This window comes from Streptomyces sp. NPDC041191 (assembly GCF_055591945.1).
Genome location: NZ_JBVIZC010000011.1, coordinates 161,219 through 174,997 on the forward strand (window position 1 = coordinate 161,219; position 13,779 = coordinate 174,997).

Consider the following 13,779-nt stretch of genomic DNA (forward strand, 5'->3'; position numbering starts at 1 on the left):
CCCGGCCGGGTCAGTTGTAGGATGACTGGGCAACCGGGCGAATGGAGAGGTCGGAGCGGCATGGCACTCAGGGCGGCGGGACGGACCTCGCTGGTGGACTCCGTGGTGGAACAACTGCGCGACCAGCTCGCGGACGGGGAGTGGGCGGTCGGCGATCGCCTTCCCACCGAGCACGCACTCGCGCAGCAGCTCGGAGTGGGCCGCAACACCGTCCGCGAGGCCGTCCGGGTCCTCGTCCACGCCGGGCTCCTGGAGTCCCGTCAGGGCAACGGCACTTTCGTCAGGTCCACCGCCGATCCGGCGGCCGTCCTGCGCGGGGTCCGGCACGCGGGCGCGGCCGACGTGCTCGAACTGCGGGTCGCCCTGGAGGCCGAAGCGGCCCGGCTCGCGGCCGCGCGGCGCGACACCCACGACCTGCTGCGGCTGCGGGCGGCCCTGACCTCCCTGCGGGAGGAGGGCGACCGGGACGCGGACGCGGACCTCGCCTTCCACCTGGCGGTCGTCGGCGCCACCCACAACGCGGCCTTCGTGGAGGTCTACCGCTTCTTCTCCGCCCAGGTGCACGAGGTCCTGGTGGCGGCCCTGGGCGACCGGGAGATGCCGCCGGTCGACATCGACGCGCACGAGGCCCTCGTGGCGGCGGTCGAGGCGGGCGACCCGGACACGGCGGAACGCCGGGCCCGTGAACTGCTGCGGGCACCGCTGGAGGCCGTGGCGGAGCTGACGGAAGGGACCCGATGAGCACCGCGGCACGCACGGGCGACTCCTCGGCGCGCGCGGGCGCGGACGCCTCCCCGGCGCCCGTGTCCGCCGGGGAAGCGCCGCCGTCCGTGCTCGTCGACGCCGAGGCCGGTGTCCGGGCCCCGGCGGCGGGAACGGCGGCACTGCGCGCCCTGCTCGCGCATCCGGTCCTACTCCTCACCGGAATCGTGCTGGCCTCGCTCAACATGCGGGCCGCCCTGGCGAGCGTGGCTCCCCTGGCCGGGGAGATATCCGCCGGCTTCGGGCTCTCCGCCACGGCGAGTTCGCTCGTGACCTCGGTGCCGGTGCTCTTCCTGGGCGCGGGCGCGGTGGTGGCGCCGTGGCTGGGGCGCCGGTTCGGTGCCGAGCGCATGCTGTTCGCGGCGCTCCTCCTGCTCGGCGCCGGCATCCTCGTGCGCGTTCTGCCGTCCGTGTACGCGCTGTACGGCGGCGGGGTGCTCGTCGGAACGGCGATCGCCCTCCTCAACGTGCTCATGCCGGGCCTGATCAAGCGCGACTTCCCGGACCGGGCCGCGACCATGACCTCGGTGTACACGGGCTCGATGATCGCGGGCGCCACGGTGGCCGCGGCGGCGGCCGTCCCCCTGGAGAAGGCCCTGGGCGGCGGCTGGGAGGCGTCCCTCGGCTTCTGGTCGCTGCTCGCCGCGGTGGCGGCGGTCGCCTGGCTGCCGCAGGTGCTGATCGCCCGGGGCCACACCGGTCACGGCATACGGGCCGTCCCGGCCGGCGTCCCCCGCCCGGTGGGCGTCTGGCGCTCGGCCCTCGCCTGGCAGGTCACGCTCTTCATGGGCCTGCAGTCGCTCTGGACGTACGTGCTGATCGCCTGGATGCCGACGATCTTCACCGACCACGGGATGGACCGCTCCACGGCCGGCGTGGTCTTCGCCTTCAACAACCTGGTCCAGGTGGCGGGCGCCTTCCTGGTGCCGCTGCTCGCGGGCCGGATGCGGAGCCAGCGCCCGCTGGTCGTGTTCGTCACCGCGCTGGTCGCACTCGGCTACACCGGTCTGATGACGGCGCCGGTGGAGGGGGCCTGGTTCTGGTCCGCGGCCCTCGGGGTGGGCCAGGGCGGTGCGGTCGGCCTGGCCCTGACCCTGATCGTGCTGCGCTCCGGGGACGCGGCGACCGCCGCCGGGCTCTCCGGGATGGCCCAGACGGTCGGCTACCTGCTCGCCGCCGCGGGCCCGCTGGCGGCCGGCGCCCTCCACCAGGCCACCGGCTCCTGGACCCCGCCGATCTGCGGAGTCCTCGGCGTCTGCGCCGCGGCCCTCGTCGTGGGCCTCCTCGCGGCCCGGGACCGCACGGTCTGAGGTTCCGGACCGTACGGCCCGGAGCCCCGGGCCGGCGGGGCGGGGCGGCACCGGGGCGGGCCTCCCGGTTCCGGGGGCGCGCTCCCTCGGAGCCGTATCCCGCCCGTGTCCGGGAGGGCCTACTCCTCGCCCGCCAGGGTCAGTCTGCGGAGCTTCCGGCCGGCGAACCAGGTCGCCGCGACCGTGACCACCGCGAGGAGGACCACCGCCGTGGGAAGCCCGACCTCGGAGGTGACCAGGCCCTCGCCGGTGACCTTCTCCGCGAGGGCGAGGGCCCACTGCTGGACGCTCAGGGTGCGGGCGCCCGCGATCAGGGAACCGAACAGGGTCTCCCAGACCAGGGCGTAGACCAGGCCGATCACCACGGCGTGCCGGCTGACCGTGCCGAGGAGCAGGAACAGCGCGCTGTACGCGATGGAGGCCACGAGCGCCGCCACCGTGTACGCCACGGCCACCTGCTGACCGTTGCCGTTGAGGATGAATCCGGCGATCAGCGTCGGCACCGCCGAGAAGACCATCGTCACCGCGATCGCCACGATCAGCTTCGTGAAGATGATCGTGGGCCGCTTCACCGGCTTGGAAAGCAGGTAGACGATGGAGCCGTCGTCGATCTCGGGGCCGATGGCGCCCGTGCCGGCGATCACGCCGATCAGCGGGACCATCGTGGCGAGCGCGAAGCCGCCGAGGACGTCGGACGCCGCTTGGTCGTCCGCGCCGTTGAACGCGCGGACCGCCGCCGAGATGACCAGCAGCAGGGCGGGCAGCAGGAAGAGGATCAGGGCCCTGCGGCGGCCGAGGAGGGCCCGGTAGGTGAGCCGGGCGACTGTGGGGTTGTACATCGGTCAGGCTCCTTTCAGGCCGCGACGAGGTAAGAGAAGACCGATTCGAGGGACTCGTCCGAGGGGGAGACCGTCAGGAGACGGACCCCCCGCTCGCGCGCGACCTTCGGGAGCAGTTCCGTGAACCGCCCGAAGTCGACCGCCTGCACGCGCAGTCCGCCGTCCACGTGGTCGATCTCGATGCCGGCCGTGGACGGGTCGGCGATCAGCGCCGCGGCCAGGGCCCGGTCGTCGCTGGAACGGACGAGGTAGCGGTGCGGCCGGTCCGTCATCAGGCGGCGGATCTTGCGGAAGTCGCCGGAGGCCGCGTGCCGTCCGGCCACGATCACCTCGATGTGGGAGGCGAGCTGCTCCACCTCCTCCAGGATGTGCGAGGAGAACAGGACCGTGCGGCCGTCCGCGCCCATCCGCCGCAGCAGGTCCATCAACTGCATGCGCTGGCGCGGGTCCATGCCGTTGAACGGCTCGTCGAGCAGGAGCACGGACGGGTCGTGGACAAGGGCCGAGGCCATCTTCACGCGCTGCCGCATGCCCTTGCTGTACGTGGAGATCTTGCGGTCCTGCGCGTACTCCATCTCGACCGTCGCCAGGGCCCGCCGGGCCTCCTCGGCGCCGAGGCCCTGGAGTTCGGCGTTGGCCAGGACGAACTCGCGGCCGGTGAGGAAGTCGTACATAGCCTCCCGTTCGGGCACGACGCCGATGTCGCGGTAGACCGACTCGTTCCCCCAGATCGTCCGCCCGTCGAGGGTGACGGTGCCGGTGGAGGGGTCGAGGAAGCCGCCCATCATGTTGATCAGGGTGGACTTCCCGGCGCCGTTGGGTCCGAGGAGGCCGGTGACGCCGGGACCCACCGCCATCGTGACGTCGTTCACGGCCACGACGTTTCCGAACCAGCGCGAGACGTGGTCGATGTGAAGGGTGCTCATGGGCGCGGCCCATTCCTTTGAGGGGTGGTGGCGGGCGACGGAAGGGCGGTCACAGCCCGACCTTTCGGTAGCGGCGCATCAGGATGCCGTACGAGCCGGCGATCAGCGCGAGGACGACCAGGAGGTAGACCACGCCGACCCCGGCGCCCGGGCCTCCGAGCTCGGGGAACATGGGCGGTGCGCCCAGGAAGGCGGTCTGCACGCCGTCGACGAGGGTGATGGGCGAGAACAGGCCGAGCCACTCGATGGCGCCCTGGTTCTCCGTCGTGTAGGCGATGCCCATGAGCGTCGAGACCGCGCCGTACGAGAGGGTCAGGACGGCGATGACGGCGGCGACGCCGAAGCCGCGGCGCGGGGTGAGGGCCGCCATGACGAGGCCGATCCCGCCGAAGAGCAGCGAAAGCAGGGCCACGGAGACGAGCCCCTGGCCGAACATCTTGCTCTGCTCGGCGAAGTCCATCTTGGCGAGCATCGAGCCGATCCACATGATCAGGAGCGGGACGGCCGTGAGGATGAAGAGGGCCGACGCCATCGCGCCGTACTTGGCGAGGACGTAGTCCGCGCGCTCGATCGGGCGGGAGAAGTACAACGGCACGGTCCTGAACCGCAGGTCGCGGGAGACGGACTGGGGGGCCTGGGAGGCCAGGTAGATGCCGATGACGACCTGGAGGTAGATCGCGTACTGCGTGTACTCGATCGAGAGCCTGCTCTGTTTGGTGACGACCGCGACCGCGACGATGATCAGCGCCGGCGCGCACATCACGCCGGCGAGCAGCATCGGCAGCACCTTGGACTTGGCGCTGCGGCCCAGCCCGTACGCGCCGCGCAGCGACTGCGAGAAGAGCGAGCGGCGCGCGTACGCCCGTCCCAGGCGCGGGCCGTCGTAGGACCGGTAGCCGATGTTGTGGATGCGGGTCGTGTCGGGAGCGGCCTGGGAGGGCGGGGGGCTCTGGGTGCTCATCGGACCGGCACCTCCTCGTGCGGTGTGGGCGGCTCGGCTGCTTCCGGACGGAAGACCTCGGCGATGTGGTGGCGGCGCTGCTCCATGCGGACGAGGCCGAGGCCGAGGTCGGCGACGGTGTCGCGCACGAGGTCGTACGTCTCCTCGCCCGACGCCTCCAGGAGCAGGACGTGGCCGGCGCCGGGCAGTCCGTCCTCCGTTCCCGGGTGGAGGGTGACGCCCGCCGCGGTGAGGGCCGTGCGGAGCGCGGCCGTGCCGTCCGGGTGCGTGTCGGAGTCGGTCACCTCGACCGCGAGGGTCGTGGTGATCCGGGTGAAGTCGCTGGTGGAGCTGGAGCGGAGGAGCCGGCCACCGTCGATGACGACGACGTGGTCGCAGGTGCGCTCCAGCTCGCCGAGGAGGTGGGAGGTGACGAGGACGGAGATGCCGAAGTCGGTCCAGATCCGGCGGATCAGTCCGAGCATCTCGTCCCGGCCGACCGGGTCGAGGCCGTTGGTCGGCTCGTCGAGAAGGACCAGCTTCGGGTCGTGGACCAGCGCCTGGGCGAGCTTCACCCGCTGCTTCATGCCGGTCGAGTACCCGCCGATGGGGCGGTAGCGCTCCTCGTACAACCCGACGTGGCGCAGGGTGTCGGCCGTCCTTTCGCGGGCGGCGGTCGCCGGCAGCCCGGACATGCGCGCCATGTGGACGACGAACTCGGTGGCCGAGACGTCCGGGGGAAGGCAGTCGTGCTCGGGCATGTACCCCACGCGCTCACGGATCTGGGCGCCGGAGGTCCGGACGTCGAGGCCCAGCACCTCCGCGCGCCCCTCCGTGGCGGGGGAGAGCCCGAGCAGGATCTTGATCATCGTGGACTTGCCGGCTCCGTTGGCACCCACAAGTCCGGTCACACCGGGCCCGATGTCCAGGGAGAGCCGGTCGAGAGCGGTCACCCGGGGGAACCGCTTGCTGAGGCTTTCGGTCGCGATCACAGTCACACTCAGAAGGTAGTGGCGTGGGCCACACCGGTCGTCAGCCCAACGGCTCGACCTCTCTCCGACCAGAGGAGTACAAACCCGTAGGGGCGGAGCGACGAAAGTCGTTCTCCGCCGAACTCCCGGCAGACTTTTCCACAGGCCGTCGCCCACCCCCTTGACGCAGCCGCCGAGCATTGTCACATTCATCGGTGTCAAGTTACGAACGCGTAGCGCGATCGGGCGCTCACACGGGACGGCGGTCGGCATGGCATCGGCAGCGACACGTGAACTCTCCGCCGACCTGCGGGGATTCAGGGAAGTCCAACGGCTCTCCTACGCATGCGCGGAAGCCGTCGCGGCCCGGCTGCGGCCGGGTGTGACCGAACGCGAGGCCGCGCGGATGCAACGGGAGTGGCTGTACGAGCGGGGGGTCAGGGACTGGTTCCACCGGCCGTTCGCCTGGTTCGGCGACCGCACGGCCTTCGTGGACTTCAAGGTCCCCCTCCAGTTCTTCCCGACGAACCGGCGGCTGGAGGCCGGGATGCCGTTCATCCTCGACATGGCGCCGGTCCACCGGGGCTACACGGCCGACATCGGCTACAGCGGCTGCCTGGGACTCAACCCCCTGCACGACAAGCTGCTCGCCGACCTGGCGGCCCATCGCGAGCTGCTCCTGAGAGAGGTGCGCGAGCGCCGCACGCTGCGCGAGATATACGAGGACGTGGACCGGCTCATGGTCCGCCAGGGGTACGCGAACCGGCACCGCGCCTACCCCTTCGGCGTCATCGCCCACAAGATCGACCGGGTGCGGGAGCGCCGGTGGGCGCCGACGCTCTTCGGCTTCGGCACCCAGGCGCTCAAGGGCCTGGCGAGCGACGCCGTGCGCGGGCACCGGGACGGCTGGTCGCCGCTCTGGTCCCCGTACAAGTTCTCCGACCACCCGCCCGCGCGGGGGTTGTGGGCGGTCGAGCCGCACCTCGGGTTCCGGGGTACGGGCGCGAAGTTCGAGGAGATCCTGATCGTCACCGACTCCCGGGACCCGGAACAGAGCGCGTTCTGGCTGGACGACGATCTGCCGCACGTGCGGCGCTGGAACAAGGGAGCGGTCTGATGGCGGGGCTCAACGGGGCGCGGGAGCGCCGGGTCCGTACGGGTGGGGTCGAGTTGTGCGTCGCCGAGCTCGGAGAGGCCGGTCGGCCGACCGTCCTGCTCGTGCACGGTTACCCGGACTCCAAGGAGGTGTGGTCGGAGGTCGCGGAGCGGCTGGCCGGGGAATTCCACGTGGTGCTGTACGACGTCCGGGGACACGGCCGGTCGTCGGCTCCGGTTCCGCTGCGCGGCGGTTTCACCCTGGAGAAACTGACGGACGACTTCCTCGCGGTCGCCGACGCCGTCAGCCCGGACCGGCCGGTCCACCTCGTCGGCCACGACTGGGGTTCGGTGCAGTCCTGGGAGTTCGTCACCGTCGCCCGTACCGAGGGCCGGATCGCCTCCTTCACCTCGATGTCGGGGCCCTCCCTCGACCACTTCGGGCACTGGATCAACAAGCGGCTGACACGGCCCACCCCGCGCCGGATCGGCCAGCTCCTCGGCCAGGGCGCCAAATCCTGGTACGTCTACACGCTGCACACACCCGTGCTGCCGGAGCTGGCCTGGCGCGGGCCGCTCGGCAAGCGCTGGCCGAAGATCCTGGAGCGGATCGAGAAGGTCCCGGCCGGCGACTACCCGACGTCCTCGCTGCCGGACGACGCCGCGCACGGCGCCTGGCTCTACCGGGACAACGTCCGCGCCCGGTTGCGCAGGCCGCGCCCCGACGCGTACGCGCACACGCCCGTGCAGCTGATCGTGCCGACCGGTGACGCCTTCCTCTCCGAACGGCTCCACGACGACCTCGGCACCTGGGTCCCGGAGCTGACCCGGCGCACCCTGCCCGCCAAGCACTGGGTTCCGCGCACCCGGCCGGACCAGCTGTCCTCCTGGATCGCCGAGTTCGTCCGGGCCCACGAGGGACCGGCCGCCGGGGCTCCGAAGCCGGTTCCGGCGACGGGGGCGAAGGCCGGGGTGAAGCCGGCGTACGCGGAGCGGTTCGGCGGCCAACTCGTCCTGGTCACCGGGGCTGCCAGCGGTATCGGGCGGGCCACCGCCTTCGCCTTCGCGGAGGCCGGCGCCCGGGTCGTGGCCGTGGACCGGGACGCCGAGGGGGCGGCCCGCACGGCGGAGATGGCACGCCTGATCGGGGCCCCGGACGCCTGGGGCGAGACCGTCGACGTCGCCGACGAGCAGGCGATGGAGAAGCTGGCCGCCAGGGTGACGGACGAGTACGGGGTCGTCGACGTCCTGGTCAACAACGCGGGCATCGGGCTCACCGGCTCCTTCTTCGAGACGACGAGCGAGGAGTGGGAGCGGGTTCTGAACGTCAACCTGTGGGGTGTGATCCACGGGTGCCGGTTCTTCGGCGCGCGGATGACCGCGCGGGGCCAGGGCGGACACATCGTGAACACCGCGTCCGCCGCAGCCTTCCAGCCCTCCCGGGCGCTGCCCGCCTACAGCACGTCGAAGGCGGCCGTGCTGATGCTCAGCGAGTGCCTGCGCGCCGAGCTGGCCGGCCGGGGCATCGGGGTCACCGCGATATGCCCCGGCATCGTCAACACCAACATCACGGCGACCGCGCGGTTCGCCGGGGTCACGGACCGGGCGGAGGAGAAGCGGCGGCAGAAGAAGGCGGCCCGGCTGTACGGCCTGCGGAACTACCCGCCGGAGAAGGTCGCGGACGCGATCCTGGAAGCCGTCCTGAACGACCGGGCCGTGGTCCCGGTGACACCCGAGGCCCGGGGCGTCCGCTTCCTGTCCCGCCTGAGTCCGGGCACCCTGCGGGCCCTCGCCCGGTGGCAGCCGCCCGCGTAGGCGACGGAACGGACGGGGGGCGGGGCGGACGGGAGGCGGGACGGACGGGAGACGGAACGGACGGGAGGCGGGGCGGCGGTCGTACGATCCGTCGCAGGAAGGACCCCGCGCTGGCGGGGTGGAGGACGCGGCCGGTGGGAGCGGGTTTGTCCGAGCAGTCAGCACAGCCGGAGTACCGGATCGAGGACCTCGCCCACCTCAGCGGGGCCACGGTACGGACGATCCGCGCCTACCAGGACCGCGGCCTGCTGCCCCGGCCCGAACGGCGGGGCAGGTCGAACGTCTACGGGGACGCCCACCTCGCACGGCTCCGGCAGATCGCCGACCTCCTGGACCGGGGGTACACCCTGGCCTCGATCAAGGAGCTCCTGGAGGCGTGGGACACCGGCCGGGGACTCGGCGGGGTGCTCGGTCTGGTGGCCGAGGTCCACGGGCCGTGGACGGACGAGGAGGCCACCCGGATATCGCGCGCGGAGCTGGACGCCCGCTTCGGCGGCACACCGGACGAGGAGGCCATCCGGGAGGCCGTGGAGCTGGGCGTGCTGGAGCGGATCCCGGGACGGGAGACGGAGGAGTACCTCGTACCGAGCCCGCAGGAGCTGGCGGTGGCGGCCGAGCTGCACGCGGCCGGTGTCCCGCTGCCGGCGATCACCGGCCATCTGAAGGAGCTCCGGGGCCAGGTGGAGCACATCGCCGCGCGCTTCCTGGAGTTCACGACCGAGTACGTCTTCGCCCGCTACCTGGAGCACCGGCCGCCGTCGGACGCGGACGCGGACGAGGCCGCGACGATGGTGCGGCGGCTGAGGCCGCTCGCCCAGCAGACGGTCGACGCCGAGCTGGCACGGGCCATGCGCCTGTTCGCCACCCGGCACCTCCAGATCCACCTGTCGCAGGACGCGTCTCCCCCGAAGGACGACGAGCCGCGTCCGGTGGCTCTGCCCGCCGGGACGATCCGGGCCGTGCAGAGCCTGGTCGGGGCGGAGGGGGTCGCGGCCTTCGTCACGGCCGCCACGGAACGAGAAGTACATAAGAGGGCATTGGACACACTTGCCTCGAATCAATCCACAGGGGCATAAATCGCTCCACGGGGAGGAAAGGGGAGCGCTGTTGTCCACAGAAAGGCCGGGCATCCTGTGGATAACTTGCTTTTGCTGTGGATCAAACCTGTCCACCGGAAATCATTGGCCAGGAGGAGCGGGACCTCGGCATCCTGACGGGCATGACCTCACGACAGCCCGGGAAAGGCCGTCCCGGGGGACGACATCCCCTGGACGAACAGCGCACGGTGAAGGTCTCGAAGTACCTCTCCAGACACCTGCGGCACCAACCCGAACGCATCGGGCTGGTGCTCGACGCACAGGGCTGGACCGAGATCGGCGCACTGTTGCGGGCCACGGCCGAACACGGCTTCCCGATCACCCGCGAGGAACTCGAGCACGTCGTCGCCACCAACGACAAGAAGCGCTTCGCGATCGAGGGCACCCGCATCCGTGCCAGTCAGGGCCACACCGTCCCGGTGGAGCTGGGACTTCCGGCGGCCGAGCCGCCCGCGTGGCTCTACCACGGTACGGTCGCGGGCCGGCTGCCCTCGATCCGGGAGGAGGGACTGCGCCCCATGGCGCGCCATCACGTGCACCTCTCCCCCGACCGGGAGACCGCGACCCGGGTCGGTGCGCGCCGGGGACGGCCGGTCGTGCTGAGCGTCGACGCCGGCGCCATGCACCGGGCCGGGTACGTCTTCCACGTCAGTGCCAACGGGGTCTGGCTGGCCGACGCCGTACCGCCGGAGTTTCTTCGCTTCCCGACCTGACCTCCACCGAAGCCTTCGGTACGGACCGGACGCCCCCGTGGGCCGGTAGCCCCGCGGACCGGTCGCCCCCGCGTGCCGGACGAATCCCCCATCGCTTCCGGGGAAGACTGGCCGCATGGGAGAGATCAGGGTCGGAACCTGCTCGTGGACGGACAAGGCGCTGGTGTCCAGCGGCTGGTATCCGGCAGGGCACCGCGACGCGGAGGGCAGGCTGCGGCACTACGCCACGCGCTTTCCGGTGGCGGAGGTGGATTCCACCTACTACGGGTTGCCCAGCACCCGCAACAGCCTTCTGTGGGCCGAACGCACCCCTGAGGGCTTCCGGTTCGACGTGAAGGCGTTCTCCCTGCTCACCGGACACCCGACCCGGTCCGAGGCGCTCCCGGCCGATCTTCGCCCGGTTCTCGCGCAGCAGCGACGGCGGGGTGCGGGCATCGACCCGGAGCTGCTCGACGAGGTGTGGAACCGGTACAGCGCGGCTCTCGAACCCCTGCGCGACACCGGTCGGCTGGGAACGCTGGTGTTCCAGTTCCCCGCCCGGTTCGTGCCGGAGAGGCCGGCGGTGGAGTTCCTGCGCCGCTGTCGTGAGCGCGCCGCGGGGTGGCCGATGGCCGTGGAGTTCCGGCACCCCGACTGGTGGCGCGGGCGGAACGCCGACGCGACGGCCGGCCTGCTGACGGAGCTGGAGACGGCCGCCGTGGCCGTGGACATGGTGCAGACGCTCCCCCTGTCCGTTCCACCGGTCGTACGGGTCACCTCTCCGGAACTCGCCCTGGTGCGCTTTCACGGCCGGAACGACGCCTGGGGCACCGGTACCAAGGAGGAGAGGTTCCGTCACTCCTACACGTCCGAGGAGCTCTCCGAGTGGGTGCCCCGGATCCATGACATGGCCGAGCGGGCGCGAGAGGTCCACGTCCTCTTCAACAACTGCTGCGGTGATGCCGCCGTCCGCGCCGCGGAGTCGATGCGAGGTCTGCTCGGCCTCCCGGAACCCGCCGGGTCGCATACCGTGCCGGGTCCCGGCGAGACTGATCCCGACGTGCCGGATCGGTAAGGCGGCCCGTGGAGAGGGGCGTTCGGGCGACCGCGACAACCGTCCTCATCGCTGCGGAGGTCCGGAACCGCTCCGACGGCACGTCCGTGGCGACGGGGAGCCCGCGGATCGTCGGATCACGTGTCTGAGCGCCGTGATCCTCCCCATCCACCGATGGGACGAAGGACGGAAGGTCTGGCAGCGGGCCGAGGGCCTCGGGTTCCATGCCGCGTACGCCTACGATCACCTCTCCTGGCGGACCTTCCGGGACGGGCCGTGGTTCGGTGCCGTCCCCACCCTCACGGCCGCCGCGGCGGCGACGCGGAACATCCGCCTCGGCACCCTCGTGACCTCAGCCAAGCCTCGTTCACCCATCACGGCCTGACCTGGGAAGACGCACGTCGGGGCGGCTTGGTCCCGACCGAAGCGGATCAGATCGCGATAAGTCGGACGCGGCTACCGCACAGCTTGGCCATGTCGTCGACGTCCGACGTGAGCATGGCCACCGGGCCTGGCTGGCGGAGTGCCAGCTCGGCGACTGTGGCATCGATCGCGTACTTGTGACCGTGGAGGCCTGCTTCTTTCAGCAGCCCGGCGGCGGCTCTGGCCGCCTGCTCGGTCACCGCTTCCACCCTGACCTGGGAGAGGACCCAGTTCAGTCGGGCGGTGTTCACCCGGGCGTGCATGACTTCCACGATGGTGTTGGAGCAGACCACGAGATCGGCGGCCATCGAATGGAAGGACCGGATCATCGCGAGTACGGCCCTGTCCTGCGAGATCCAGGCGGACAGCCCTTGGGAGTCCAGTACAGCGGTCTCAATGCGATAGTTCACGCGGCGCTCGCCGACTCCTCGTGCTCGGCCGTGCCGAAGATTCTGGCCTGGGCCGCGGCCAGCTCCTCGTCGGTGAACGCGCCGTGCTCCTCCTCGTAGCGGCGCAGCTCCTCGCCGAGCAGCTGGTGTCTGATCTGGCGGGCGACCGCCTCCGCGACATAGCCGGAGACGTTGTCCGTGAGCCTCTTCAGCTCCGCCACCTGCTCGGTGGGCAGAGTGACCGTGATGCGGGTCGTATCAGCCATGAAGCCAGCATACTGCGGTATGCGCACCATCTGTCGGGCTTCTCCGCGTACGACCTCAGCGCCGTCCCGCGCTGAGCAGTTCACTCAGGCGGTCGCCGATCACGGACACCCCAGGGCGTGGGTCGCTCTCGTAGTACCAGGGCTTGCGTAGGCGCAGCAGCGCGTCGCCGTGCTCGCTCCAGGTGAATCCGGGCTTCCTCAGCAGTTTCTGGAACACGGTGTCCACTGTCTCCGGGTGAGCGGCGGCCAGCCGGCGGATCGGCAATGGAGTGATCGACTCCTCACGCAGGTACGTGCGCAGCAGATGCTGGTGCCGCCTGCGGCCCGTGAGGGCGGGGTCAGTGAAGAGGTCCCGCAGCATCCCGTAGTCGGCGTAGAAGTTGAGTCCGTCGACCTGGTCGTAGATGACGCCGACGGTGTCCGAGTCCGCCAGTTCTGACGGCAGTTCGAAGAAGGGCAGTTGGCGGTGGCGGTAGTAGGTGTTGAGGAGGTCCTCGGCTTCGGCAGGCGGAAGGATCAGTTCGTCGCCGCCGCAGAACTCGATGAAGGCGGCTCGGTCCTCCCGCATCCACTGCCATCCCTGCTCGATCTTCTGGGGGTTGCGGAAGACCAGTTCGGGGTGGTGCGTGGCCAGTTGCAGGGCTGCTTGGGCGATCTCGGTGGCGCTGGACCTGGGGTAACTCGTCATCGCCCCGGACACCAGCCACGCCCCGCCGGCCGAGTGGACGGGCACCAGGCAGGTGTGGAGGAATCCTCCCTTGGACATTCCGCGGAACACCGCCCGTCCGACGTTCGAGCACGTGCGGTACTCCAGGTCGTCGACAAGGTTGAGCAGGACGACGGCATCGCCTTCCTTGCGCCGGATCTCGAAGACGCCCTCGACCGGGTCGAGCCAGCCGAGCAGCATCTCCCGGTCGGCCTCGGTCAAGTCCTTCCGGCCGGCGACGAACCGGTCCACCACGGTCGAACCGTCCGGCAGGCGGTACCGAAGGATGAAGTGGTCGGTGATCCGGATCGCCTCGCCCTCGTCCAACTGCCGTTCAGGCCCAGCCGCCTCCAGCAGGAGGGGCGTCAACCACCGGTCGAAGCGGGCACTCTGCGCGAAGGCGACCAGCTGCCCCTTCAATTCGGCGCTGCGCTCGATGAGGTCAGCCAATGACGGTTCATCGGCACCCTGATATGCGCCTCGTGCGGCCTCAG

14 protein-coding genes and 1 pseudogene are annotated in these 13,779 nt (G+C 71.0%); 8 read left to right on the forward strand and 7 right to left on the reverse strand.

Features of this window, described 5'->3' with window-relative positions; translation table 11 throughout:
* The first annotated feature begins 60 nt into the window (after window positions 1-60).
* On the forward strand, window positions 61-741 hold the full coding sequence (locus ACZ6AQ_RS22525) for a FadR/GntR family transcriptional regulator (RefSeq protein WP_468761705.1): 681 nt from the start codon (window positions 61-63) through the stop codon (window positions 739-741).
* Window positions 738-2,072 (forward strand): CynX/NimT family MFS transporter, encoded by a 1,335-nt coding sequence (locus tag ACZ6AQ_RS22530; protein WP_468761707.1) that lies wholly within the window; start codon window positions 738-740, stop codon window positions 2,070-2,072. The genes ACZ6AQ_RS22525 and ACZ6AQ_RS22530 overlap by 4 nt, the downstream gene beginning before the upstream one ends.
* 119 nt (window positions 2,073-2,191) lie before the next feature.
* Here ACZ6AQ_RS22530 and ACZ6AQ_RS22535 read toward each other — a convergent pair whose 3' ends face one another.
* The 4 genes from ACZ6AQ_RS22535 to ACZ6AQ_RS22550 are packed head-to-tail and all read right to left on the reverse strand — an operon-like array spanning window position 2,192 to window position 5,769.
* A complete protein-coding gene (locus tag ACZ6AQ_RS22535; RefSeq protein ID WP_468761709.1) occupies window positions 2,192-2,911 on the reverse strand; it encodes an ABC transporter permease in 720 nt (239 codons plus the stop codon).
* A 14-nt stretch (window positions 2,912-2,925) separates the two neighbouring features.
* A complete protein-coding gene (locus ACZ6AQ_RS22540) occupies window positions 2,926-3,837 on the reverse strand; it encodes an ABC transporter ATP-binding protein (RefSeq protein ID WP_468761711.1) in 912 nt (303 codons plus the stop codon).
* A gap of 49 nt (window positions 3,838-3,886) precedes the next feature.
* A complete protein-coding gene (locus tag ACZ6AQ_RS22545; RefSeq protein WP_468761713.1) occupies window positions 3,887-4,798 on the reverse strand; it encodes an ABC transporter permease in 912 nt (303 codons plus the stop codon).
* Window positions 4,795-5,769, reverse strand: a complete 975-nt coding sequence (locus ACZ6AQ_RS22550; RefSeq protein WP_468761903.1) for an ABC transporter ATP-binding protein — start codon at window positions 5,767-5,769, stop codon at window positions 4,795-4,797. The genes ACZ6AQ_RS22545 and ACZ6AQ_RS22550 overlap by 4 nt, the downstream gene beginning before the upstream one ends.
* Window positions 5,770-6,019: 250 nt before the next feature.
* On the opposite strand from ACZ6AQ_RS22550, the gene ACZ6AQ_RS22555 reads away from it, so the two are divergent.
* From ACZ6AQ_RS22555 to ACZ6AQ_RS22580, 6 genes and pseudogenes are all read left to right on the forward strand, one after another.
* Window positions 6,020-6,865, forward strand: coding sequence for a M24 family metallopeptidase (locus ACZ6AQ_RS22555; RefSeq protein ID WP_468761715.1), 846 nt, complete (start codon window positions 6,020-6,022; stop codon window positions 6,863-6,865).
* On the forward strand, window positions 6,865-8,658 hold the full coding sequence (locus ACZ6AQ_RS22560) for an SDR family oxidoreductase (RefSeq protein ID WP_468761717.1): 1,794 nt from the start codon (window positions 6,865-6,867) through the stop codon (window positions 8,656-8,658). The genes ACZ6AQ_RS22555 and ACZ6AQ_RS22560 overlap by 1 nt, the downstream gene beginning before the upstream one ends.
* Window positions 8,659-8,804: 146 nt before the next feature.
* Window positions 8,805-9,734, forward strand: coding sequence for a MerR family transcriptional regulator (locus ACZ6AQ_RS22565; RefSeq protein ID WP_468761719.1), 930 nt, complete (start codon window positions 8,805-8,807; stop codon window positions 9,732-9,734).
* Window positions 9,735-9,925: 191 nt separating this feature from the next.
* Complete coding sequence (locus tag ACZ6AQ_RS22570; RefSeq protein ID WP_468761904.1) at window positions 9,926-10,468, forward strand: RNA 2'-phosphotransferase; 543 nt, start codon at window positions 9,926-9,928, stop codon at window positions 10,466-10,468.
* Window positions 10,469-10,583: 115 nt separating this feature from the next.
* A complete protein-coding gene (locus ACZ6AQ_RS22575; protein WP_468761721.1) occupies window positions 10,584-11,522 on the forward strand; it encodes a DUF72 domain-containing protein in 939 nt (312 codons plus the stop codon).
* Window positions 11,523-11,637: 115 nt separating this feature from the next.
* Window positions 11,638-11,880 (forward strand): annotated as a pseudogene (locus tag ACZ6AQ_RS22580) (LLM class flavin-dependent oxidoreductase); the annotation flags it as partial.
* A gap of 52 nt (window positions 11,881-11,932) precedes the next feature.
* Here the strand turns inward: ACZ6AQ_RS22580 and ACZ6AQ_RS22585 are convergent.
* From ACZ6AQ_RS22585 to ACZ6AQ_RS22595, 3 genes are read right to left on the reverse strand one after another with little or no spacing between them, the layout of a single operon-like run.
* Window positions 11,933-12,334: a DNA-binding protein gene (locus ACZ6AQ_RS22585; RefSeq protein WP_468761723.1), complete on the reverse strand. Its 402-nt coding sequence runs from the start codon at window positions 12,332-12,334 to the stop codon at window positions 11,933-11,935.
* The gene (locus tag ACZ6AQ_RS22590) at window positions 12,331-12,579 is read right to left on the reverse strand and encodes a type II toxin-antitoxin system CcdA family antitoxin (protein ID WP_093544812.1); all 249 of its coding nucleotides are present in this window, start codon (window positions 12,577-12,579) and stop codon (window positions 12,331-12,333) included. The genes ACZ6AQ_RS22585 and ACZ6AQ_RS22590 overlap by 4 nt, the downstream gene beginning before the upstream one ends.
* Before the next feature lie 55 nt (window positions 12,580-12,634).
* A complete protein-coding gene (locus ACZ6AQ_RS22595) occupies window positions 12,635-13,735 on the reverse strand; it encodes a hypothetical protein (protein ID WP_468761725.1) in 1,101 nt (366 codons plus the stop codon).
* Window positions 13,736-13,779 lie beyond the last annotated feature (44 nt).

Bases quoted from the DNA above. Each gene is read 5' to 3' on its own strand.
- ACZ6AQ_RS22575 (WP_468761721.1), top strand. From the start codon at position 10,584: ATGGGAGAGATCAGGGTCGGAACCTGCTCGTGGACGGACAAGGCGCTG.
- ACZ6AQ_RS22590 (WP_093544812.1), bottom strand. From the start codon at position 12,579: ATGGCTGATACGACCCGCATCACGGTCACTCTGCCCACCGAGCAGGTG.
- ACZ6AQ_RS22560 (WP_468761717.1), top strand. From the start codon at position 6,865: ATGGCGGGGCTCAACGGGGCGCGGGAGCGCCGGGTCCGTACGGGTGGG.
- ACZ6AQ_RS22540 (WP_468761711.1), bottom strand. From the start codon at position 3,837: ATGAGCACCCTTCACATCGACCACGTCTCGCGCTGGTTCGGAAACGTC.
- ACZ6AQ_RS22525 (WP_468761705.1), top strand. From the start codon at position 61: ATGGCACTCAGGGCGGCGGGACGGACCTCGCTGGTGGACTCCGTGGTG.
- ACZ6AQ_RS22530 (WP_468761707.1), top strand. From the start codon at position 738: ATGAGCACCGCGGCACGCACGGGCGACTCCTCGGCGCGCGCGGGCGCG.
- ACZ6AQ_RS22555 (WP_468761715.1), top strand. From the start codon at position 6,020: ATGGCATCGGCAGCGACACGTGAACTCTCCGCCGACCTGCGGGGATTC.
- ACZ6AQ_RS22535 (WP_468761709.1), bottom strand. From the start codon at position 2,911: ATGTACAACCCCACAGTCGCCCGGCTCACCTACCGGGCCCTCCTCGGC.
- ACZ6AQ_RS22545 (WP_468761713.1), bottom strand. From the start codon at position 4,798: ATGAGCACCCAGAGCCCCCCGCCCTCCCAGGCCGCTCCCGACACGACC.